16 protein-coding genes are annotated in these 24,311 nt (G+C 66.8%); 11 read left to right on the top strand and 5 right to left on the bottom strand.

The window, feature by feature from the left end:
- Positions 1–14: 14 nt before the first annotated feature.
- Positions 15–1,796 (bottom strand): protein kinase domain-containing protein, encoded by a 1,782-nt coding sequence (locus tag B2747_RS07955; RefSeq protein ID WP_291158847.1) that lies wholly within the window; start codon positions 1,794–1,796, stop codon positions 15–17.
- A gap of 9 nt (positions 1,797–1,805) precedes the next feature.
- Positions 1,806–5,969 (bottom strand): ATP-binding protein, encoded by a 4,164-nt coding sequence (locus B2747_RS07950; RefSeq protein WP_291158843.1) that lies wholly within the window; start codon positions 5,967–5,969, stop codon positions 1,806–1,808.
- A 91-nt stretch (positions 5,970–6,060) separates the two neighbouring features.
- On the opposite strand from B2747_RS07950, the gene B2747_RS07945 reads away from it, so the two are divergent.
- The 11 genes from B2747_RS07945 (at position 6,061) to B2747_RS07895 (ending at position 19,898) form a co-directional block, all read left to right on the top strand.
- Positions 6,061–6,852: a hypothetical protein gene (locus B2747_RS07945; protein ID WP_291158840.1), complete on the top strand. Its 792-nt coding sequence runs from the start codon at positions 6,061–6,063 to the stop codon at positions 6,850–6,852.
- 127 nt (positions 6,853–6,979) lie between these two features.
- Positions 6,980–8,470: a TolC family protein gene (locus tag B2747_RS07940; RefSeq protein WP_291158837.1), complete on the top strand. Its 1,491-nt coding sequence runs from the start codon at positions 6,980–6,982 to the stop codon at positions 8,468–8,470.
- Positions 8,471–8,482: 12 nt separating this feature from the next.
- Complete coding sequence (locus B2747_RS07935) at positions 8,483–9,778, top strand: efflux RND transporter periplasmic adaptor subunit (protein WP_291158835.1); 1,296 nt, start codon at positions 8,483–8,485, stop codon at positions 9,776–9,778.
- Between the two features lie 20 nt (positions 9,779–9,798).
- Positions 9,799–10,581 (top strand): ABC transporter ATP-binding protein, encoded by a 783-nt coding sequence (locus B2747_RS07930; RefSeq protein WP_414652190.1) that lies wholly within the window; start codon positions 9,799–9,801, stop codon positions 10,579–10,581.
- Positions 10,582–10,595: 14 nt separating this feature from the next.
- Positions 10,596–11,843 carry an ABC transporter permease gene (locus B2747_RS07925; RefSeq protein ID WP_291158828.1) on the top strand — a complete coding sequence of 416 codons (1,248 nt, stop codon included), beginning with the start codon at positions 10,596–10,598 and terminating at the stop codon, positions 11,841–11,843.
- 3 nt (positions 11,844–11,846) lie between these two features.
- Positions 11,847–13,100, top strand: coding sequence for an ABC transporter permease (locus B2747_RS07920; RefSeq protein ID WP_291158825.1), 1,254 nt, complete (start codon positions 11,847–11,849; stop codon positions 13,098–13,100).
- A gap of 20 nt (positions 13,101–13,120) precedes the next feature.
- A complete protein-coding gene (locus B2747_RS07915; protein ID WP_291158822.1) occupies positions 13,121–14,362 on the top strand; it encodes an ABC transporter permease in 1,242 nt (413 codons plus the stop codon).
- A gap of 4 nt (positions 14,363–14,366) precedes the next feature.
- A complete protein-coding gene (locus B2747_RS07910) occupies positions 14,367–15,623 on the top strand; it encodes an ABC transporter permease (protein ID WP_291158819.1) in 1,257 nt (418 codons plus the stop codon).
- Between the two features lie 21 nt (positions 15,624–15,644).
- On the top strand, positions 15,645–16,886 hold the full coding sequence (locus B2747_RS07905) for an ABC transporter permease (protein ID WP_291158815.1): 1,242 nt from the start codon (positions 15,645–15,647) through the stop codon (positions 16,884–16,886).
- 5 nt (positions 16,887–16,891) lie between these two features.
- Entirely contained in the window at positions 16,892–18,139 is a 1,248-nt protein-coding gene (locus B2747_RS07900; RefSeq protein ID WP_291158812.1) for an ABC transporter permease, read from the top strand.
- 202 nt (positions 18,140–18,341) lie between these two features.
- Complete coding sequence (locus B2747_RS07895) at positions 18,342–19,898, top strand: methyl-accepting chemotaxis protein (protein ID WP_291158809.1); 1,557 nt, start codon at positions 18,342–18,344, stop codon at positions 19,896–19,898.
- A 349-nt stretch (positions 19,899–20,247) separates the two neighbouring features.
- Here B2747_RS07895 and B2747_RS07890 read toward each other — a convergent pair whose 3' ends face one another.
- The 3 genes from B2747_RS07890 to bchI are packed head-to-tail and all read right to left on the bottom strand — an operon-like array spanning position 20,248 to position 24,159.
- Entirely contained in the window at positions 20,248–21,180 is a 933-nt protein-coding gene (locus B2747_RS07890; RefSeq protein WP_291158806.1) for a DUF3623 family protein, read from the bottom strand.
- Positions 21,177–23,066, bottom strand: coding sequence for a magnesium chelatase subunit D (locus tag B2747_RS07885; protein WP_291158803.1), 1,890 nt, complete (start codon positions 23,064–23,066; stop codon positions 21,177–21,179). Before B2747_RS07885 ends, B2747_RS07890 begins: the two co-directional genes overlap by 4 nt.
- Positions 23,067–23,115: 49 nt before the next feature.
- The gene (bchI, locus tag B2747_RS07880; protein WP_291158800.1) at positions 23,116–24,159 is read right to left on the bottom strand and encodes a magnesium chelatase ATPase subunit I; all 1,044 of its coding nucleotides are present in this window, start codon (positions 24,157–24,159) and stop codon (positions 23,116–23,118) included.
- Positions 24,160–24,311 lie beyond the last annotated feature (152 nt).

Raw genomic sequence — 24,311 nt, 5'->3', positions numbered from 1 at the left:
CCACGGCGCCCGACCTACCAGTCGGGCGCCGTTTCTGCTGGCGTTTCGTCCTGCAGCCCCTCGAACAGACGTCGCCACCACGGGCGGGCGTCCTCACCGCGACGGGTCTGCCGCACCACTTCGCGCCAGGCGACGCGCATCTCCTGCGCGTCGTCGAAGCGATCTTCCACGCGCTGCGCGAGACCGCGCGCCAGCCATGCCCCCACCACGTCATCAAATCCGTCGGCCTGCAACTGCTCACCGATGCCATCCGACAACTGCCGTGCCAGAATCTGCTCGGCCGGCCCGTCACCAAACGGCGGACGTCCCGTGAGCACGTAGTACACGATGCTTGCCAGCGCGTAGCAGTCCGTCGCCGGTCCCTGCGCCTCGCCCAGCAACTGTTCGGGCGCAGCAAACGACGGGGTGCCCGAGGTGCCGGCGTTTTCGTCGCCGAGCGCGTAGGCAATACCGAAGTCACCGATGCGCCAGCGCCGATACCGATCGATGAGGATGTTCTCGGGCTTGAGATCGCGGTGGATGATGCCACTGGTGTGTGCGGCGTGCAGCGCCTCCAGCACTTCGTCCACCTGCGGCGCGATCTCATCGAACGGCCGCTTGCCGGAGCGCGCCACCAGATTGGCCACCGAGCCACCTTCGGCCAGCTCCATGGTGTACCACACCACCCCACCGCGACTGTCGCTGTCGTAAATGGGGACGATGGCGGCGTGCGCCAGCTGCGCGGCCAGACGCGCCTCGCGCTGAAAACGCGCCACGGCCACGTCGTCACGCGCGATGTGCGGATGCAGCACCTTGATGGCCACTTCGCGCGACAATGACAGATCGCGTGCGCGCCACACCGAGCCGAACATGCCCTGACCCAGTGGCGCGAGAATCTCGTAATCGTCGGCCGTCGCCCAGCGCAGTCGCGACTCCGCCGAATCGAGTGCCGGCGGCAACTCATCGCCTTCGGGCGCGATGAGCACCGGCCGCACCGACACATGCCGATCGAGCTCACGCAGCATGGTTGCGATACTGGGATAGCGATCGGCCGGATCAAACGCCAGCGCGCGTTCGAGCACGTTCCAGAGAATCTGCGGACAGTCCGACCGCAGCAACGACAGCGGCGGCACGTCACGCTCAGGCGGCGTTTCGCCGGTGAGCATGAGGAAGAGCATGGCCGCCAATTGCCACTGGTCCGACAGCGGCGTCGGCTTCCACTGCCCCTCGCCCCACTCCGGCGCCCAGGGCGTGAAGTTGGGATCCGGCAGCACACCTGCCGGTCGCTGATCGGCGGGCAACACCCACTCCCACCCCAGCAGCCACAAGCGGCCACCGGGCGTCAGCCACACCGTGCTGGCCGACACGGCACCATGCGCCGCCGCCGTGTCGTGCAGGTAGGCCAGTGTGCTGCCGGCTTCGCGCAGCACCTGAAACGCAAACTGAATGGAGTCGGGCCCGAGCCGCGCCACGCGCGAATGCACGGTTTCCCCACTGATCCAGCGGCGCAGGTAGCCGGGGCCACGGCGACTCTGTTCGTAGGACGCCCAGTAGTGGTACGTGGTGGGTATGGACGGATGATTGCGATGCGCGAGCGCACGCGCCTCGTTGTGCAACCACTCGCCGTGCTCCGCATTGGGCACACTCACCAGCGACAGGGAGCGCCCCAAGGCGTCCATCACTTCCTGGTAGTGACGATGCTCCCGCTGGATGGCGTCCGTGCCCCAAGCCCACCCCGGCGGCAAGGTCCACGCCTCAAGGTGCGGCGGTGGGGATGCCGTGACACGCTGATCGCTGGGCGGGAGGGCGGAGGACATGCGGATAGTTTAATCGCCGCCAGTCACTTCCGCGCTGGCTTGCTGTGCCACGGCCCGTTGAGCCGGGGCGTCGGCCTGACGCAGACGGATCTGCACCGTCGTGCCCTGCCCCGGCGTGCTGGAGAGCCCGATGGCCCCGCCCCACCCTTCAATGAGGCGCCGACTGATGGCCAGCCCAAGCCCGCTGCCACTGGTGCGCGTGGAGAAGTGCGGCTCAAAGACATGCGGCAGCACATCGGCCGGAATGCCACTGCCGTCGTCCACCACATCGAGCCGCACCTGCCCCGGTTCTGTTGCGAGTCGCACCCGCACGGTGCGCGCGCTGGCCAGACGCGCATTCTCCAGCAGGTTGAACAGCACTTCGCGCATTTCGTCCCGCTGCCCGACGGCCCACACGGGTGACGGCGCCTCGTCGCCATGGACCGGATGTGTTTCGCCGCCCGGTCCCTCGAACACCCACTGTACCGGGCCCTGTTCATCCGCGTCACCCAGACGCTCGAGCGCGAGCACATCCCAGGTCACCGCCGCCACGTCGATGGCCACGCCGGGCTCGCGCTCCGAGGGCGCGGTGCCATAGCGACTGAAGGCGCGCGCAATCTCGTCGAGATGATCGATCTCCTCCAGCACGCGCGACACATTGCGATCGAGAATCTCGCCAAAGTCACCACGCCCGTCGCGCCAGGCACGCCGCAAGTGCTGCACCCCCAACCGAATGGGAGTCAGCGGATTCTTGATTTCGTGCGCCACCTGACGCGCCATCTCGCCCCAGGCCAATACGCGCTGCGCCGACGCGAGCTGCGTGATGTCATCAATGGTGAGCACGGCACCCGATGGCAGACGCGTCAAACGCGCCTGCAGTTGCCGTCCCTGTACCGTGAGATCAAAGGCTTCGTCTTCGCGGCTGTCACGCAGAAAATCGCGACACCGCGCCACGAGGTCGTGCAGTGAGGGCGGCAAGGTATCGAGCGTGGCACCCGCCCACAGCACATCACCGCCAAGCAGCGCCCCCGCGCGCGGATTGGCCAGCATGATGTCACCGGCGTAGCGGAACGCCACGACGCCCGAGGCCACATGCTGCAGCACGGCCGCCGTGCGGCGCTGCGCGGCTTCAAGCGCCGCGCGGCTCGTGGCCAGATCGGCCGACATGCGTCCGAAGGCGCGATACACGGGCGCAAACTCCGTGGCCGGTGCCTTGCCAAGCGACGGGGCCTCGCGGCCGGCCGCGATGGCCAGCGCCGCCTCACGCAGCGCACCCACCGGGCGGGCCAGCGAGCGCGCGGCAACTCCGCTCATCCACAGCGCCGACATCGCCCCCAGCATGGTGGCAAAGAGCAGCAGCACGCCCAGGTCTTCACGCCTTGCATCGAGCGCGAACTCATCGCCGCGCGCCGGGGTGGCCAACACGCCACTCAGCGACACATCGCCCGCCACCGCCGCGAGATGTCGAAAGCCCACGAGCGTGGTGGCCCGGGCAATGGGCACGCGCTGCGTCGCGAACACCGATTCGCCGGCATCGGCATCCACGGACACGTTACCGGGCAACAGACGCCCCAAGGGCGCCAGCGCATCGAGCAGCGGGTCGCTGGCAATGGTCAGCATGCCGCGTCGATAGAAGAACAGCGGTGCACCCGTACTGGAGGGCGAGGTACCCAACAGGCGCTGATCCTGCTCGGCCGCGGCAACACGCAGCGTTTCACGCACCAGCAGCTCACGCGCGGCGCGATCGTCGTCCTGCAGACGGTACCATGCCCAGGCACCGAACATCGCGGCGGGCACCGTGAAGAACGCCAGCAGCGCGCCACTCAATCGCACACGATACGAACGTGACCAGCGCGTCCGGCGCACCCGCACCAGACGGCCCAGCGACCCGTCAGCCAGAGCCGTGGCCGACCACAGCCCCAACACCACCAACACGTCCAGCATGACCAGCAGCGCGCCGCGTGGCACCAGACGATCCAGACCGCCCAGATCGATTTCCGCCCGCACACGCTGCGCCACATCGCGCTCCTGCCGAATGCCGTCAGCCACCAGCAAATCTCCACGTCGACGCCAACTCAGCGCCGTCGCGGTGGCATTGGCATCGTCCACCGCGCTCATGGTGAGACGATACGGCGCGGCCTGTCCGCGCGATCCGGTCACACCGGTGAACGTGGCAAACGGATCGGCCGGCAGGAGCCGCGTGCGCGGCGGCACCGCGATGGTGGTCACGATGCCATCGGGTGCGGGAATGGCCGCAAGCAGCAGCGTCGTGACACCGTCGTCCACCGTGCGCAACTCCACCTGCCCGCTGTTGCGCGCCAGCAATGCGAGATAGGCCTGCGCGCCAATGGAGTCGACTATCGGCACGAGTTCGAGCACCGACACCGCGCTGTCGAGATTGGTCGGTGACCAGCGTGCGAGCCGCGCCGGATAGCCGGCCTGCGCCAGTTCACTGGCCGCGTAACGCCGAAGCAAGGCATCACTGCGTGGTGCCGGTCGCACTTCCTCGCGCATCGTCGCTGCAAGACGATCGAGCAAGCGCAGCGCGTTGTCATCCACGACCGCCGTGCGCTGGAGGTCGTACTCCACGAGCGCCATGCGGGCGCGTGCGGTGGCGCCCCAGGTCAGTGTGGCCGCGCCGGCGCCGGCCACCACCGCCGCCGCCACCACCTGCGGCAGCCCGCGTCGTGTAAGGGCCAGTGAACCAATGGCCACCACCCAAAGGGCCGGATACCACACGGGCCAGGCGCCGGGGGCCTGCCAGAGTGGCCCGGCCATGAGCGCGGCCGCTCCGGCCACAAGCGGCGCCACCAGCGGTGGCAGGCCGCGGCTCGGACCAAGCGCCGTTTGCCCGGCAGCAGCGCCAGCCAGCAGAACGGCCGCGCCAATGAGGGCCAGTGCCAATTGCCACGCCACCCAGAGTTCAAAGCCCGCACCCGCCACCGGCAGCGAAATGCCGCGCGCGAGATCGCGCAGCAGGAACGGCCCGCCGGCCGCAAGCAACAGCACCACCGTTGTGGCAATGAGACGGGACCGCGGGTGCAGTGGCTGCGCCGGCGCCGTGCGCAGCGCAAACAGCAACACCGCCAGCGCCAGCATCGCCGTCACCAGCAGGGCGGCAATCGTGGACGTGAGCGGCCCACCCATGGGCGCGAAATAGCTGGTCGGGTCGAACAGCGTGGACACGTTCGACAAACCCGAAAGCGGCGCCAGGGCCACCACGGCCAGCGCGCCCGCCGCACCCAGCGCGCGCTCCATGGTGCGGGCCGGCCGGTGCCAGGCTACCACCAGAAAGCAGGCCACGGCCAGGGCCAGCGCCACTGACGTGCGCGAACGCGCCCGCTGCTCGAGCTTGAGCAGCATTTCGCCTTCAGTGAACGTGGTGGCCCGCACACGCGCCAGCCGATTGGCGCCGTACGGCACGAGCATCACCGTAGACCCGGGATCGACCAGTGCACTGTCCGGCGACTCGATGCGCGTATGTGCCACATCGATGTTGCCGGGCAGCGACTGCAGCAGCGGCCGAGCGAAGCGATCGGCCGGCGGCGCCGACGACACCAGTGCCGTGGCCACCACTTCCACCCGCCCGTCTGCCGACCGCTCCCGTGCCACGAGCGAGGTGTGAAAGGCCCCTTCTTCGAGACGCACTCCCGGGCTGCCCAGCGGGCCAATGCGCGTGTGCAACTGACCGGCGTGGGCCACCAGGGTATCGCGGCGGTACACCAGCAGGGCCGACTCCACCGTGCGCGGCAGGGGCGGCACCAGCGTCGGCGCGGTTCCACCCAACACCTGGGCGACAAACTGTGTGTCCGCAGCGCGACTGGTGACGGCCACGCGCAATACCTCCGTCACATCACTCAGGCTTTCGGCCACCCGCTGCGCCCGCGCTTCCCGCTCGGCCTTGGACCACGCCTCCCAGTTGCGACGCAGCGAGGTAAGGGTCGCCGTATCCAGGACCGCGAGCAGCAGACCGGCCGAGAGCGCCACCACCGTGGCGACGGCAAAACCACCCGCGCGCCGCACCGTAGCCAGCAGCCAGGCCGCCGCGGCCGTCGCGCCCATGGCCAGCACCAGGCGCGGCCAATTGGGCGCCTGCTGCCACCAGGCCAGCGCCATCATGGCCGCCACCACGCTGGCAATCCAGCTGAGGGGCCAGCGGTCATACGCCTTGAGATAGCGGAAGCGCGATGTCATCGCCCCACAATACCCCACGGAGTTCCATGAAGCGACGGGGCCGGGCTTCAACGCCCCGAGTTGGACCGCGTGAATTGATTATCTTTTGAGGATGGCCTTTTCCGCATACAGGCAGCGCCGACGCGGTCCGCTGGGGCCGCTGCTTGTGGTCGCCGGCCTGCTCGTTTGTGCCACATCACTCGCGGCGGCCGGGCGCACACCCCAGAGCCCGTCCCTGCGCGCCTTCCGGCACGCGACGGCAAAGCAACCTGCGCGCCTCGACGCCGGCAGCTTCACGGTGTTGCTCAATGGGCAGCGAGTAGGCCGGGAGCAGTTCTCGGTGCAACGCCTGGCGCCGGTAGACGGCGCCACGCTCGAGGTGCGCTCTGAATCGGCCGTCGGTGACAAGCGCACCGCCATGCGTCTGGAGGCCGACTCTGCCGGCACCCCCGTGCGTTACTCTGTCGAGGAGCGACAGGGCACCGAGGTCACGCTGCGTCTGGGCGGTCAACGGGTGCGCGGACGCTTCGCCACGTTGGCGCGCTCGGTGACGGGCGAATCCGCGCGTGAGTACCTCCTGCGTCCGCTCGCCGTTGTGGTGGAAGACGAAGGCTTTGTGCAGCACGCCCTGCTGCTCTGGGGTCGGCGACTGGCGCCGGGCGATGGTGTGACTCTGCCATCCCTCACACCAGTCGCCAATGCGCAGGGGGCGGTCCGCATCGTGCTCGAAGCCGAGGCCGACCCGGTGGTCATTGCGGGGGCACGCCGCGTCGCACGGCGCTGGCGCGTGGTCACCGCCAGCGGCGAGCTCCGTCTGGTGTGGACCGAGCCCGAAGGGCCCCTGCTTCGCGTGCAGATCCCCTCGCGTGGCCTCGAGGCGGTTCGGGACGACGTCCCCCGCTGAGGCCACCACAGGTCCCAAGACAGGTGGTCCGAACTGATGGAACTCCGCTGAAACCATACATCGGACCGTCCCGTACGCCCTCCTGTCCTCGTCCTATCCCACTTGTAACACCGCCATGAGACTACCCGTGCGATTCCACGTGTATGCGCTTGCCCTCGTCGCTGCGGCGACGGCCGCTCTGCCGGAGCGTGTCGCTGCCCAGGGCGGCGCGCCGGCCCCGGGGAGTGTGCTTTCGCTCGACGACGCGCTGGCCCTGGCGCGTCGCAACAACCCGACGCTGCAAAACGCCACAAACGCGCGGCGCACTGCCGCCGCCGCCGTGCGAAGCGCCACGGGCGCGTTCCTGCCCAATGTGAACACCAGCTTCGGCGGTGGCTACCGCGAAGGCCGTCAGACGTTCTTTCAGGGTCAGGCCTTCGGTTCCACCAATGACCAGTTGTCCACCGACGTGGGCGGCAGCGCCAGCATGAATCTCTCGCTGGCCACGCTCAATGACCGCCGCGGCGCCAAGGCGGAGCAGGACGCCACCGAGGCCGACATCACGGCCGCCGAGCAGAACCTGCGCAACACGATCATCACGCAGTATCTCACGGCACTCCAGGCGCAGGCGCGCGCCGCACTGCAGGACACGCTGCAGGCCACGACTACTGCGCAGCTTGAACTGGCGCGGGCCCGCCTGCAGGTGGGCTCCGGTACGCAGCTTGATGTGCAGCGCGCCGAAGTGGCCGACGGTCAGCAGCGCGTGGCCTCACTCAACGCGCGCAATCAGGCCGCCATTGAAGTGGTGCGGCTGTTCCAGCAGATCGGCATTGCGCCGGTGCAGAACGTGGCGCTCAACCCGGCCCTGCCGGCCACGCCGCAGCTGGATCTGCAGACCGTGATGGATAACGCCCGGCGCTCCAACCCCGCGTTGGCCGCGCTGCAGGCCCGTGAGGAGTCGGCCAAGCGCGGCGTGGCGTCGGCCCGCGCGGCCTACTATCCCTCGCTCAGCCTGAACGCCAACGTTTCGGCCTTCACCAATCGCTTCACCAACACCGACCTGCTCATCCAGCAGGGGCAGGCCTCGGCCGTTGGTCAGCGCAACTCCTGCATTCGCTCGGAAGAAGTGCGCGCGCGTCTTGGCTTGTCCAACCAGCTGGCCGCCTGCTCCGCCATCAGCTTCACGCCTGAAGCCGAGCAATCCATTCGTGATCAGCAGGGCAAGTACCCCTTCGATTTCACGCGCAACCCCTACAGCCTCAGCGCCTCATTCTCGCTGCCCATCTTCAACGGCTTCCGCCGTGAGCAGCAGGTGGAGCAGGCACAGGTGCAGCGTCGCAACGCGGAAAACAACACGCGGGCTCAGGCCATCCGCATTGAAGCCGATGTCACGGCGGCCTTCCTGTCGCTCAACACCGCACAGCAGACCGTGACTCTGCAGGAACAGAACGTGCGCACGGCGCGCACGGCCCTCTCGCTGGCGCAGGAACGCTATCGCGTCGGCGCCATCAGCATCGTGGACCTCGTGCAGGCGCGAGGCGACTACGAACGCGCGGAGACTGATCGCATCTCCGCGGTATACGATGTGCAACGGGCGTTCGCGGCGTTGGAGAACGCCGTCGGTCGTCCCCTCCGTTAACAGAGATCCGTCATGACGAAGACTGCGAAGTTCGGGATTGCCGGCGTGGTGGTGGTGGGTGTCGCCGCCCTCGCGGTGGTAGCCGCCAAGAAGAATTCCACCAAGCCGGTCGAGGTGCGGGTGGAGGCGGTGGAAGCCCGGGACCTGGTGGCCTCGGTGACGGCCAGTGGCCAGATCCAGCCACGTACCAAGGTGGATGTCTCCGCCGACGTCACAGGCAAGATCGTGCGCCTGTCGGTGAAGGAAGGCGACATCGTCAAGAAGGGACAGTTCCTGCTCCAGATCGACCCCGAGCAGCCCACGGCCGCCCTGCAGCGCGCCGAAGCCGCACTGGCGTCGGCTCGCGCGCAGGCCGCCCAGTCGCGTGCCAACCTCATTCAGGCGCAGCGCAATTTCGAGCGCTCCGAGCAGATCAAGAAGACCCAGCCGGCGCTGGTGTCGGAAGAGCAGCTCGAGCAGTTGCGCACGCAGATGGACGTGAACAAGGCGCTCAACGAAGCCGCCAACTACTCGGTCGAGCAGGCCGTGGCCTCGGTGCGCGATGCACGCCAGGCCCTCAACCGCACCACCATCATCGCGCCCATGAGCGGCAAGGTCACGCGCCTCAACGTTGAAGAGGGCGAAACGGCCATCATGGGTACGCTCAACAAGGACGCGGCCACGCTGCTGACGATCTCCGACATGAGCGTGCTGGAGACCAAGGTCAAGGTGGACGAAACCGACGTGGCCCGCATCAACGTGGGTGACTCGGCCGTCGTGCAGATTGACGCCTTCCCCGACACGACGTTCATCGGTCAGGTGGTGGAGATTTCCAACAGCTCGGTGGTGCGTGCCGGTGCCACGGCCACGGGCGACCAGGCCATCGACTACGAAGTGCGCGTCGAGCTCAAGAACCCGCCGGTGGATACACGCCCCGACTTCTCGGCCACGGCCAAGATCGTCACGGCGACCCGCAAGCAGGTGTTGAGCATCCCGATCATCGCGCTGACCGTGCGTGAGAACGAGTCCCTGCCCAGCGGCGACTCGGCGGTGACCGTGGGTCGTACGCCGGCCAAGGAAGTGGGCAAGCGCGATGTGGAAGGCGTGTTCATCGTGGGCACCGACAACAAGGTCACCTTCCGTCCGGTCAAGGTCGGCATTGCCGGCGAGCGGCACTTCGAAGTGCTGACGGGCCTGCAGTCGGGCGAGAAGATCGTGTCGGGTACGTATCAGGCCATCCGTGAACTCAAGGACGGCGCGCTGGTGAAGGTGGCGACGCCGACACCGGCGGCCGGTGCCGCCAAGCCCGCGACCGAGAAGAAGTCATGAGCACCAGCTACGAAGTGGGCATGAGCACCACGGCGGAGCGGCAGGCGGTCACGTCGGCTGCCGGCGCGGCGCCTGGCAAGGAATGGGTCATCGTCAGCCGCGGCCTCAAGCGCGAGTATGACATGGGTGGCGAAATCGTGCGTGCGCTGCGTGGCGTGGACCTCGCCATCCGCCGCAACGAGTACGTGGCCATCATGGGCCCGTCCGGCTCCGGCAAGTCCACGCTCATGAACCTCATCGGCTGCCTCGACACGCCGAACGCCGGCGAGTACTGGCTCAACGGCACGCTGGTGAGTGAGATGAGCGACGACCAGCTGGCGCGCGTGCGCAACAAGGAAATCGGCTTCGTCTTCCAGACCTTCAACCTGCTGCCGCGCGCATCGGCGCTGCAGAACGTGGAGCTGCCGCTCGTTTATGCCGGCATGTCGGCCGACGAGCGCAAGCGCCGCGCCATGGAGGCACTGGACAAGGTGCAGTTGGCCCAGCGCGTGCATCACCGACCCAACGAGTTGTCCGGTGGTCAGCGTCAGCGCGTGGCCATCGCACGCGCACTCGTGAACTCGCCGTCCATTCTTCTGGCCGACGAACCCACGGGTAACCTCGACTCGCAGACCTCCGAAGAGATCATGCGCGTGTTTGAAGATCTGGCCCGCCATGGCCAGACCGTCGTCATGGTGACTCACGAACCCGACATTGCCGCCCACGCACGACGTGTCGTCGTGCTGCGTGACGGTGTCATTGCCAGCGACGAAACGCGCGAGCAGTTCATCGAGCGGGTCGGCCTGACGCACAGCAGTCACTGAGCCTCATCCAGTCCATGCCCTTCTTCGACGCCATCCGACTCGCGCTGCGCACCATCCGCACACAGAAGCTCAAGAGTGCGTTCACGCTCCTGGGTGTCTGCATCGGCGTGATGTTCCTCATCTCGGTGGTGTCCATCGTGGAGGGCATGGGCAAGTACATGGAAGAGGATCTCATCGGGAAGCTGATCTCGGTGAACACCTTCGAGCTGCGCCATCGCCCCAACATCAACATCGGGGATGTGGATGCAGCCACGTGGGAGGAATACCGGCGGCGCCCGCGTCTGGAGATCGTTGATGTCGGACCCGCCACCCGCGACCTGCCGGATGACACCAAGTGGTACGTGTACGCCGACAATCAGGTCGATGTCTCGTCATCCGTGAGCGCCAAGCCGCGCCGGGTGCAGGTGGTGGCGGTGGACGGCGACTACTTCGACGTCAAGAAGCTTGGCGTCACCGATGGTCGCATCCTCTCCGAGCAGGAGCTGGCGCGCGGCGAGAAGGTGGTCGTCATTGGCCCGGATGCGGCGGAGCGACTGTTCCCGGGCCTCGACCCGATCGGCCGCGAGGTCAAGATCGGCGGCGTGCCCTATCGCGTCGTGGGCCTCGCGGAATCGCAGGGCAAGGCCTTCGGCATGTCGTTCGACAACTTCCTGGTCACGTCGTATCGCTCACCGGCGCGCCGCTTCCTCAATGCGCGCGCCACCATGATCGATGCCGTGGTCATTCAGTCGCCGAACGTGCAGGCCATGACGGAGAACATGGAAATCGTGCGCTCCGCCATGCGCGGTCAGCGCAAGCTTCGTCCGTCGCAGAAGGACAACTTCTCGCTGCAAACCGCGGACTCGGCCCTCGAGTTCTGGAACAAGATCAAGAAGTACCTCGTGCTGGCAGGCATCGCCCTGCCCGCCATCGGTCTTGTCGTCGGCTCCATCGTCATCATGAACATCATGCTGGTGGCGGTGGCCGAGCGCACGCGCGAAATCGGCATCCGCAAGGCGCTCGGCGCCAAGCGGCGTGACATTCTGCTGCAGTTCCTCATCGAGGCCTCCACACTGGGTACCCTGGGCTCGGCGGTGGGTGTGGCGCTGGGTATTGGTCTCGCGCAGTTCATCGCGGCTGTCTCGCCGCTGCCCGCAAGCGTGGCCCCCTGGTCCATTGTGGTAGGCGTGGCACTCGGCGCCGGTGTCGGCATCATCTCCGGTGTGTATCCGGCCAGCCGCGCCTCGCGTCTTGATCCCATTCTTGCCCTGCGGCAGGAGTAGTTCATGTCGGCATTCACGACTCGACTGTCCGCAGTCTCCGAAGGGGTGCGCATCGCCATTGACGCGGTGCGCGCCAACAAGGTCCGTGCCGGGCTCACCATTCTTGGCATCGCCGTTGGTGTGTTCGTGGTGGTGGCCATCTCGGCCGCCGTGCACGGCATCAACCAGTCGGTAGCCAAGGACTTCGCGAGCACGGGTCCGACCACGTTTTTTGTCTCGCGCTACCCCATTTCGTTCGAAGCCTGCGACGGCAGCGACAACACCTGCGCCTGGCTGCGCAATCCGCCCATCCGTCGCAACGAGGTGGACGCGCTGCGCCGCCTGAGCAACATCGAAGCGGTGGGCGAGCGCATCGACTGGAGCGCCAAGGTGCGCTACCGCAACGTGGAGCTGCCTTCGGCCGGCATCGAGGGCTACTCCGCGGAGTGGACCACCATCAGTGCCCCCGAAGTGTACCCGGGCCGTGCCTTCACGGCCGCCGAGGCGCGGACTGGCGCCCGTGTGGCGGTCATCACCACGACCATGGTGGAGCGTGTCTTCGGCGACTCCGACCCCATCGGCAAGACGCTCACGCTCAATGGCGTGCCGTTCGAGGTCATTGGCGTCTACAAGGACAACAGCAGCTTCCTGTCTGGTGGCGATCGGCCCAAGGCCGTCGTGCCCATCGATGCGCTGGTGCGCTACATCGGTGCCCGCGCCAGCAATACCGGACTGGCGGTCAAGCCGCGTGCCGACGTGCCGCGGGATGTGGCCATCGATGACGTCACGGCCGCTCTGCGCGGACTGCGGGGCTCCCGGCCCGCCGATGAGTCGAGCTTTGCGATCATCACGCAGGACAAGCTGATGGACACCTACAACAGCATCTTCGGCATGTTCTTCCTCGTGATGATTGCCCTCTCGGGCGTCGGCCTCATTGTGGGCGGCGTGGGCGTGGTGGCCATCATGATGATCTCGGTTACCGAGCGCACCCGCGAGATCGGTGTGCGCAAGGCCCTGGGAGCCACAAAGGCTACCATCCTGTGGCAATTTTTGGTGGAAGCGGCCACGCTCACGGGCATCGGCGGCGCCATCGGGCTGTTCGTAGGCTGGCTCGGGGCTCTGCTTATTCGGAACTTCACCCCCATTGAGGCCAGCATTCCGCCGCTGGCCGTCGTGGCCGCCCTGGGAGCCAGTGCCGTCACGGGCATCCTCTTTGGCATGCTGCCCGCCAGCCGGGCCGCTCGACTCGATCCGGTTGAGGCGCTGCGCTACGAGTAAGGACGCGATATGCTTCATGGGTGAGAACCCGTGACGCTGTCCTGCTGGCTCTGACCCAGATCCGGGTCCAGAAGCTCAAGAGTGCCTTCACCCTGCTTGGGGTGACCATTGGGGTGATGTTCCTCATCGCCGTCGTGTCCATCGTGGAAGGGATGGGCAAGTACGTCGAAGAGGACTTCGCCTCCCGCCTCATCGGCACCAACACCTTCACGCTGCGCCGATTCGACAATGTGGGCCCCGGTGGCAACCGGGGCTTTTCTGCGCGCGAGTTGCAGCGCAGGCCGCTGCTTCGCATGACCGACGTGGACGTCGTGCGCGGTGCCCTGCCCGCCACCATGCGCAGCACGGTGGCCAGCGAAACGTTCAAGTATGCCAGCGCCATTGGCGCGCGGCCGCGACAGGTCCAGGCGGTAGCCACCGACGCCGAGTACTTCGCCATCAAGAAGTTTGCGGTTACGGCTGGCCGCGCCTTCACCGATCAGGAAGTGCGTGCCGGCTCGCCGGTGGTGGTCATCGGTGTGGAGGTGGCGGAGCACTTCTTTCCGGGTCTCGACCCCGAGGGCCGACAGCTCCGCGTGGCCGGTATCCCCTTCACCGTCATTGGCGTGATCGAGAAGCAGGGGTCGGTGTTCGGTTTCTCGCTCGATCGCCTCGCCATTGCGCCCTACACCTCGCCCATGGGGCGCATCATTCGCCCGCAGCGCGATGTGTCGTCGCTCATCGTGCAGGCGCCCAATCAGGCCGATCTGGCCGAAGGCATTGAAATCGCGCGCGGTGCGCTGCGCGCCTTCCGTGGTTTGCGCGCGGCGGAGCCTGACAACTTTGGTCTCGTCACCCAGGACGCGGCCTTCGGCTTCATCAAGCAGCTCAAGGGGCGCCTGGTCCTCTTCGGAACGGCGCTGCCCGCCATCAGCCTCGTGGTGGGCGCGATGGTCATCATGAACATCATGCTCGTGGCGGTGGCCGAGCGCACGCGGGAGATCGGCGTGCGCAAAGCCCTGGGTGCCAAGCGGCGCGACATCATGAGTCAGTTCCTCGTGGAAGCCGCCACCCTCAGCACCCTGGGGGCAGCCATCGGCATCGGACTCGGCATCGGATTGGCCGAAATCATTGCCGCCCTCACCCCACTGCCGGCCGCTGTGGCGCCGTGGTCCATTGTGGCGGCGCTCGTGACCGGCGCTGGCGTGGGGATTGGCGCGGGACTGTATCCGGCGAGTCGCGCCTCGCAGCTCGATCCCATCGCCGCCCTGCGCTCGGAGTAAGCCCATGCGATCGATCTTTCTGGCCTTTGAAGGCGTGGGCATGGCGCTCGACGCCATTCGCTCCAACAAGGTGCGCGCGGCGCTCACCATTGCCGGTGTGGCCATCGGGGTGTTCGTCGTGGTGGCCATGGGTGCTGTCGTCACCGGCATTCGTCGCTCCTTCGAGCAGGATCTCGAACAGATCGGCGCCACCACCTTCATCGTGCAGCGCCGCGGCACGGGCATTCAGGCCTGCGATGGCACGGACGAAAATTGTCCCGACCGGCGCAATCCGCCCATCTCGTTCAACGAGTGGGACATGATTCGCCGACTGTCCACCGTGCAGGATGCCATCGGCGTGCTGGGCGGCTCGGGCAACTTCGGTTATCGCGACGCGCGCGTGGACGGCGTGGGCTACGACGCCTACAGCCTGGAGTGGCCGCTGGTGAATGCGTCGGATATCTCGCCAGGCCGCAACTTCACGCGCGCCGAATACGAGGCCGGCCAGCCCGTGGTGCTCGTGAACGACACGCTCAAGGCGCAACTCTTCGGTGACTCCGAGCCCATTGGCAAGCAGATCACCATCAACGGCCGGCAGTTCACGGTCATTGGCGTGTTCAATCCCAAGGCGGGCTTTCTGCGCTCACTGGAAGGGCGAGGGCCGGAAACACCCCGCGCCATCATCCCGCTGCAGGCGGCGGTGCGTGTGCTCGATGTATGGCGCAACAGTCTCACGCTGCTCGTCAGGCCGCGCGCCGGCGTGGGTCAGGATGTGGTGATGGACGACGTGATGGCCGCCATGCGTGCTCGGCGTGGTCTGCGTCCCGGTGATCGCAATACGTTCTATCTCATTGAGCAGGACCGCATCATGGACACTTTCAACCAGCTCTTCGGCGCCATCTTCGCCGTGGGTCTGGCCCTGTCTGCGGTGGCCCTGCTCGTGGGCGGCGTGGGCGTGGTGGCCATCATGATGATCTCCGTGACCGAGCGCACCCGCGAGATCGGTGTGCGCAAGGCTCTGGGCGCCACGGCCGGCACGATTCGCTGGCAGTTTCTGGTGGAAGCCGCCACGCTCACCAGCATCGGGGCGTTCATCGGTCTCGCGGTGGGCGCGTTACTGGCGTGGATCATTCGCAGCAACACCAGCATCCCGGCATCGCTGCCCACGAGCATTGTGGTCACGGCGCTGGTGGCCAGTGCGGTAACGGGGGTGGCATTCGGCATGTTGCCGGCCATCAAGGCCTCGCGACTCGATCCGGTGGAGGCGCTGCGGTACGAGTAGGGCCCGGACCAGCTGCCACTCATGCTATTCATCGACAGTCTTCGATTGGCCTTCGGGCAATTGCGCGTGAACCCGCTGCGAACGGCGTTCACGCTGCTTGGCATCGTGGTGTCGGTGGGGTTTCTGGTGGCGGTGGTGGCCATCATCCAGGGCATGAATGCCTATGTGAAGGAAAACATCGCCGACGCCATGATCGGCATGAACACCTTCCAGGTGCGACGTGTCCCCATCAGCCTGGGCATGTTCACCGACGATGAGTTCCGCACCATGCAGCGGCGGCCGCGCATCAATGAGCGTGACGCCGAGGCGGTGCAGGCGGCGCTGCCTGATGCCGAGGCCATCAGCCTGCAAAGTGGATGGCCCACACCGCGTGCGGATGTGGTGTGGCGCAATCGCACCCTGGGCAGTGTGCTGATCTTCGGCGTCACGCCGGGCTATCAGGTGGTGCAGGATTACCGCTTCACCAGCGGCCGACCCATGAACGACATCGACATCCGCGAGCGGCGACGCGTCGTGGTCATCGGCGCCGATGTGGCCAAGGATCTCTTCGACGGCGGGCAGGCGGTGGATCAGGAGGTGCGCATCATGGGCACACGATTCACCGTCATTGGTGTGGTGGCGCCCAAGGGGCGTGTGCTGGGTCAATCCTTCGACGCCTTTGCCCTCGTACCGCTCAATGCCTTCGAGGCCATGTTCGGCAGGCGGCAAACCACCGTGGTTTCGGTGAAGATGCGTGAGGCCGAGGAAGTGGGGCCGGCCATGGCGCGTGCGCAGGAAGCCATGCGTGTGGCGCGTCAGCTCCGCCCCTCCGAGGTCGACAACTTCGACATTGGCACCGGCGAAGCCTTTGTGGCCTTCTGGAAGCAGCTCACGCGCGTGTTGTTTGCCGTGGTCCCCGCCGTGGTGGCCATTGGCGTGGTGGTGGGCGGCATCGTGATCATGAACATCATGCTCATGGCCGTCACCGAGCGCACGCACGAAATCGGTCTGCGCAAGGCGGTGGGCGCCAGTGCGGCTGATGTCCGGCGGCAGTTTCTCGTGGAAGCCGTGGCCCTGGCCATGCTGGGCGGTGTGCTGGGTGTGCTCGGCGGTTGGGGGCTCGCGTTGCTTATCAGCACGCTCACGCCGCTTCCCGCGCGGGTATCGCCGTGGAGTGTGGGAGTGGCGCTGACGCTCGGCGCGGGCATTGGTGTGCTGTTCGGCGTCTACCCGGCGGCGCGCGCCGCCCGACTCGATCCCATCACCGCCATGCGCGCGGAATAGCCGTCATGAGCGCCCGCATCGACGCCCTCGGCGAGAATGTACGCATGGCCATCGAGGCCCTGCGCGTGAGCAAGATGCGATCGGCACTCACCATTCTCGGTGTGGTCATTGGCGTGGCCACCGTCATGGCCATGGCAGCCATCGTTCAGGGTATTCGCGACCAGATCGTGAACACCATCGAGGTGGCGGGCCCCAGCACGTTCTACGTGCTCAAGAAGTTTTCGCAGACGCCGCTCAATCCCGACGACCTGCCCAAGGATGTGCGCATCCGGCCCGATCTCGTCGAGCGCGAAGCGGAGCGCATCAAGGCGTTGCCGGAGATTGCCTATGCGTCGCTGTGGGCGCAGACGCTGGCGCGCATCGAGTCGCCTGGTGTGCGCTCGCAGGGCATGGCCATTTTTGGCGCGGATGATGGCTTCACCCAGATTCAGGGTGGCGAGTTGGTGGAGGGGCGCTGGTTCACCAAGGCCGAGATCACGGCGGGAGCGCCGGTGGTGGTGCTGCAGGAGGAAACCGCGCGTCGTCTCTACGGTCAGGAGCGCCTCATTGGACGTTCGGTGCAGATCGGCGGACGTCCGTTGGAGGTTATCGGCCTCTGGGCCGAACCGGGCAATATCTTTGCGCCGCCGGGCCAGGCCGTCGGCGCCATCGTGCCCTATCGCTTCATGGACCGCGCCTATCCCATCGATCGCACGAATGCCCTGTTCATTCCCGTGAAACCGCGCGCCGGGGTGCGCGTGAGCGATGCGCAGAGTGCGGTGGAGATGACCCTGCGCGAATCACGCCGACTCAGGCCCGGTGACGGCAACACCTTTGACCTCGTGTCACAGGACCAGATTCTCGACACCTTCAACAGCATCACGGGTGTGTTCTTTCTGGTCATGATCGTGCTGTCGGGCGTGGCGCTGCTGGTGGGCGGCATTGGCGTGATGGCCATCATGACCGTGTCGGTCACCAGTCGCACACGCGAGATCGGTGTGCGCAAGGCTTTGGGCGCCACCAAACGCGACATTCTGGTGCAGTTTCTCGTAGAAGCCTCCACGCTTACCGGAATTGGTGGGGCCATTGGCATTCTGGTCGGGCTGGCGCTTGGGCGGGTGGTCTCGCTGGCCATGGACATCGACGCGCCAGTGCCCGTCACGCTTACGCTCATTGCGGTGGTCGTTTCGGTCAGCATTGGCATTGTCTTCGGCATGATCCCCGCACGCCGGGCCGCCCGCCTCGACCCCATTGAGGCGCTGCGGTACGAGTAGGAGCCGGTCTCGGCCGATCGGACTTCAGACAGTCTCGACCGTACGCTGAGCCTTGTAGCGCGCCTCGGGTGCCGGTTTGCACCGTGTTTCGTACAGGAACTGCACAGTGCCGACAGCGAAACTGCGCGACAGCCGGTGTAACGGTCGACACCTGAAAACGTGCACCTTATGCACCAGTTGACCTCCCCCGACCGGCCCCCTCATGTCCTTCTTCACGCGCAAACCGACCAACACCGAGCGGCAGTATCCCCAAGGTGAAATCGCCATCACGGACGGTGACGTGCGGCGACGCCTCGACTTCCTGCAGGTGACGCCAAACGACCTCGGAGTCATCCGGGTATGGGAAGACGCGTGCAAGGCGGCCTGCGACCCAATGATCGATGAGTTCTACAAGCACATTGCCGGCACGCGGGAAACCCAGGCCATCATCGACAAGCACACCTCGGTGGATCGGCAGCGCCCGCTCATCACGCGCTATGTGCTGGCCATGTTCTCCGGCAGACTGGATGACAAGTACGTGGAGTATCGCCGGCACGTGGGGCAGGTGCACGAGCGCATCGACCTGGATTCCAACTGGTACGTGGCCATGTACGAGGTGATCCGCGAGCACATGCTCATCGCCGTGGAGAAGGGCGGTGCCACGCCGGCTGAGTATCGCCGCTTCCAGCGGGCCTTCGATCGACTGCTGCAGGCCGACATCGCCATCGTCATCACCGCGCTGACCAACGCGCGGCAGGAGCGTGTGGAAACGTTGCTCAAGGGTGAAGCCATGCGCTTCCTCGGCGAGATCAGCGACGCCCTCGGTCGCCTGGCCCGCGGTGATCTCACGGTACGCATCACCGGTCAGTACAACGACCGCAATGCCGAGGTGGCTGCCAGCTTCAATGCGGCCATGGAGGAGCTCGGGCAGACCATGCGGCTCGTGACGCAATCGTCAGAAGAGATGCTGGAGACTTCGGTGGCGTTGCGCGAAAGCAGCGAGACGCTGTCAGATGGTGCATCGAGTCAGGCCGCGTCTCTGGAAGAAGTCGCCGCCAGCCTCCAGGAACTCACCAGCATGACGCAGACCAGTGCCTCGCATGCTCGCGATGCACGGCGTTCGGCCGAAGAAGCACGCGCCACGGCGGCCGATGGTGTGAACGGCATGCGCCAACTGAGCGAGGCCATTGGTCAGATCAAGGCCGGCGCCGACGCCACGGCGCGTATCGTGAAGACCATCGACGAGATTGCCTTCCAGACCAACCTGCTGGCACTCAACGCCGCGGTGGAAGCGGCGCGAGCCGGTGATGCGGGTCGTGGCTTCGCCGTGGTGGCCGAAGAAGTGCGCAGTCTCGCGCTGCGCAGCGCCGACGCCGCCAAGAACACCGCGCAGCTCATCGAGACCAGTGTGAGCAGCGCGGACGCCGGCGTGCGACTCAACCAGACGGTGCTGGACCGTCTGTCGCTGATTGCCCGTCAGGCCGATCAGGTCAGCGAGTCAATTGGCGAAGTGGCCGCGGCCACCACGCAGCAGGAGCAGGGCGTGGCGCAAATTGCCGTGGCCATCGAGCACATCAACACGGTCACGCAGGCGGTGGCGGCCAACGCCGAAGAAAGCAGCGCAGCCAGTGTCGAACTGCGGGAAAAGGCCGAAGGGCTCACGCAGGCCGTCTCCACCTTTGTCACCGACGAGCAAACGAGCGGTGGCACGCGGGGCCAGAGCAACACCAGACCGGCGGGCCGGTCAGCCCCCGTGCGGCATCTGCGCCGCGCAAGCTGAAGCACTTTCTGCACTCGTTTCTTCTGCGTGCGCTGACATCGTGAACAGCCCACGCAGAGGAAAAGAGGGCGCAAAGGCCGCAGAGGGGCAATGGAGTCCCTCGACCTTCTTGTTGACTGCTGTCGAATCCGTGTTGTTTCCGCCACATCCGCGAAATCCGCGTCAAGGCTGTTCAGCCATGACCGCGGTTCTCTGCGGGCTCTGCGCTCTCCGTCCCTTTGCGTGAGCGGTTGACGATTTCACCGTCGCCGCGAGGGCCGGTGTGTCGGCACATTCGTAAAGGCTTCTCGCGGATATCACGGATGCAGCGGAATCCACTACAAACCCCGAAAAGGCCGATCCGTAACGATCAGTAGCCGCGCACCGCGAGGAAGGCTTCCCAGAGCGGCATGTTGATGGGCGCCCCCAGCACCGCCAACTCCAGCACCGACAGGGCGCCAATGACCGTGAGCAGCATCATGCTCTGGCGCAGCGCTGGGGTGCGCCCGCGCAGGGCATGGAGCGCCACGCCAAGCGTGAAGCACAATACGGCGGCCAGCGACAGCAGCAGGAACAGGCTGTTGCGCTGCGGTCCGAAGTAGCTCTCGAGAAACACCAGCGCCTCGGGGAAGAAGCCGCGCCCCGGATTCTCCACGCCGACGAAGATGTTGATGCTCGCGAGCTGATGGACCACCCAGAACAGCATCAGCGTCCATGCCCCCACACGATTCACGCGACCTCGCACCAGCATGGCGCCCACAGCCAGAACGGCCAGCATGGCCAACTGATACCAGAACATGGCGCCGATGGCCTGCAGGGCAAAGCCGAAAGACGGGGCCTGCGCGGGCACGGCCGCGCGCAGCGCTTCGGGGCCGATAAGCCACCCGCCGTAAAACAAGACCTGCACCCAGGTCCAGAGAAAGGCACCACCCAGAAAACTGCGACGTGCCGCGGACGGCGTTTCGCGGTCGCGTTCGAGCAGCATGAGCGATACGCCCCAGAGGGCCAGCACCGTCGCCAGCGCCAGCCCCAGAGACCGCGTGGCGAGGGTGCGCTCGAGCGCAAAGATCGCACCGGTCGCGCTCCACCAGAACGCCACCACCACGAAGAACGAGCGCAGCGCCACACGCAGCGTCGTCTCGCGGGTGGCAATGTCCGTGGTATCGAGCGTGGCCGTTTGGCGCGCACGCAGCAACGCATGCCAGCGCGCACGCCGCGGCGAACGCCAGTTCACGGCACTGGCTGACGGAGCGGAGGCCGTGTTGGTATCGAGTGCGACGCGGAGCTCGTGCGGCGGGCTCACGACGTCCGCGCTCCACTGCCGGCCGCCGACAACTGTTTGGTCTGCTTCACCAGCATGCCCAGCGCCTCACTGTTGCTCACCGGCAGCGGGACATAGCGCGCGCGCATGGCCTCCGCGAGGCGACGCGCCATGGGCTCGCCGCGCGGCGAGGTATCGACGAACAGCACCGGCAGACGCTGCGCCGCCAACTGCGCCGCAGCCGCCAGCGCATCCTGCTCGGCACGCGCCCGACCGGCCATGCCGTCGCGCGCGATGTTGGCCCGACCATCTGTGAGAAAGACAATGAGCGGACTGCTCCCACTGCGACGAATCTGCAGGCCCTGCCCTATCACGGCGTCGATGGCTGTCGCCATGGGCGTTCCGCCCCCGCCGGGCAGTGCTGCCAGCACGCGACGCGCCCGCGCCAGTGCGCGCGTGGGCGGAAGCAGCACTTCGGTTCCGGTGCCACGAAACGCCAGCAAGCTCACGCGATCACGCCGCGCATAGCTCTCGGCCAGCAACAATTCCACGGCGCCCTTGGCTTCCGCCAGACGATGCACCGCCGACGAACCGGACGCGTCCACGGCAAACAGCACCGTCGTTCCGGTGCGCTCGAGGAACTGACGGACACGGAAGTCTTCCCGGCGAATCTTGAGACGCGGCGTGCGTGCGGAGGCCTGCCCCGACGACGTGCGCGCGAGCGAACGCTCCTTGAGCCGCGCACGCTGCCAGGGCGCAGCGGCTCGCAGCGTCTCCAGCAGATGCAATCGCGCCCCGCCGCGCGGCAGGCCGCCACGCGCACCGCGCGGAATGCCGCGCAGCAGATTGGCGGTCGTCTCACCGACACGACCACTCACGGTGCCCGCGTGGTTCTGCTGTCCGAGCAAGGCCTGCAGCATCCCGGGGGGCAGAGCCGCTTCCACGGCAGCCCGCAGCAAATCGGCCGGCAGCGCCTCGGGCGCAGGTTCCTGCTGGGCGCCCTGCTCTTCATCGTGTGACGCCGTCTGGTCCGCACGCGGCGGTTCCGGCGGCGGCGCGTCAGACGGCGAGGCATCGGGTGGTGACGCGTCGCGCTCAGGCGGTGCGGTGGTCTCGTCGGCTTCAGGCGGCGGTGCCGTGGGCACCCGTGTGGCACGAGGTGCCAGCACCAGTGCCGCCGCAACCTGGGCATCTTCGGCGGTCACCATCAGTCGCCCATGCAGCGCCGCATGGGCGCGGGCACAGCGCACGGCGAAGAGACTGGCTCGCACCGAGTCCACGCCGCAGGCGGCAGCGGTGGTGCAGAGCTCCGCAGCCCAGGCATCGTCCATGGAAATGCGCGCCAGACGGTCGCGTGCATCGCGGAGCCGCGTGCGCAGCGTTGCCATCGACGCGGGAGCGGTGAGTTGCGTGAGCAGTGCATGCGCGTCGCCGTCCATGGCCACACAGAACGCCAGGCGATCAGAAAGCGCCGCATGCACCTGCTCGTCCTCGTGCGACTCATCGAGCAGCACCACGCAGACGCGCGACGCGTGACGGGTGTTCACCCCATCGCGCGCCACCAGCACTTCACCGTGGTCGAGTACTTCACAGAGCGCGGTCCGCGCCGGCACACCCAGGCGCTCCGCCATGGGCACCACGAGCAAACCGCCATCAGCAGCAGCCAGCACACCGCGATCACTCACCAGTCGACCGGTGGTGAGCGTGGCCGCGAGATCCACACCGCCGTACAGGCGATCCGCCGAGATGCCCGCGGGCAGGCGACGCAGTGGTGTGGGGCCGGGACCGTATTGCGGCATCCACGCGCGCAGCGCGTCCGTCAGCAGCCGTGCCGACTCATGCACGGGATGATCGAGCAGCAGGCCGCCCAGTCCGCGCGCGTCCACTGCCAACAACAACGCCGCGAGCGGCGCCGGGTGCGTGGGCAACACTAGCTGCTGGTCAGCCTGCAATTCAGGCCGCAATTCAGGCCGCAATTCAGGCCGCGGCAACGGCATCCTGCCACAGCTCGGCCACCGCGCGTTCCACACGCGTCGTGGACCCGGTGTCATCGAGCACGTTGCGACGCAGGCGGTGCCGCAGAGCCATGGGCGCAATCGCGCGCAGGTGCGCCATTGTTACCGCAGCGGCGCCTTCGTAGGCGGCCAGTGCGCGCGTGGCGCGCAGCAGCGTGAGCTCACCACGCAATCCGTCGGTGCCCAGCGCACTGCAGAGCGTGGCCGCGCGCTCGAGGATGCGGTCATCAACCTCGAGCTCGTCGAGACGCGCGCGGGCCTTTTCGAGACTGCGACGCACCTTGGCGTCGGCCCGCGACCACTGTGTCATGAAGGCATCGGGATCACGATCGAAGGCATCGCGTCGCTTGATCACTTCAATCCGACTCGCGATGGCCGTCGGGGTGCGCACATCCACCGCAAGGCCGAAGCGATCGAGCAACTGCGGACGCAGCTCGCCTTCTTCGGGATTGCCGCTGCCCACCAGCACAAAACGCGACGGGTGCCGCACGCTCACGCCTTCACGCTCCACCACATTCTCACCCGTGGCGGCGGCGTCGAGCAGCAGATCGACGAGATGATCCTCGAGCAGGTTGACCTCGTCCACATACAGGAAGCCCCGGTGCGCGCGGGCCAGAAGACCGGGCTCGAACGCCTTTTCGCCGGTGGTGAGGGCCTTCTCGAGATCCAACGCCCCCACTACGCGGTCTTCGGTGGCACCGAGCGGCAAGTCCACCATGGGCACCGGCACGAGATGGCTGCGCAGCGCCGGCCCCTGGGCCGATCGGTCGCGACACTCCTCGCAGCGGGACCCGTTGGCATTCGGATCGCAGCCATACTTGCAGCCCTGCACCGCCTTCATGGGTGGCAGAAGCCCGGCCAGCGCACGAACCGCGGTACTCTTGCCCGTGCCGCGGTCGCCGAACACCATCACCCCACCGATCGAGGGGTCCGTGGCGACGAGGAGCAGGGCGAGCTTCATCTCGTCCTGGCCGACGATGGCGCTGAACGGATAGACTGGTCGCATCAGGGAGTCCCGAGCATTCCCCGTAGGTGGTCCGGGGACATATATGGAGGAAGGGCGGGACGCCCTGAACCGGGCGGCCCCTCCTTCTATGTTACGGTTCGGCGCAAAGTGTCGCAATATGTTGACACTATGAATTGCGAAAAGTGTACACG

Source organism: Gemmatimonas sp. UBA7669 (assembly GCF_002483225.1).
Lineage (GTDB): Bacteria > Gemmatimonadota > Gemmatimonadetes > Gemmatimonadales > Gemmatimonadaceae > Gemmatimonas.
The sequence above is the reverse complement of the archived record's forward strand: the minus strand, read 5'-3'. Positions and strand labels throughout refer to the sequence as shown.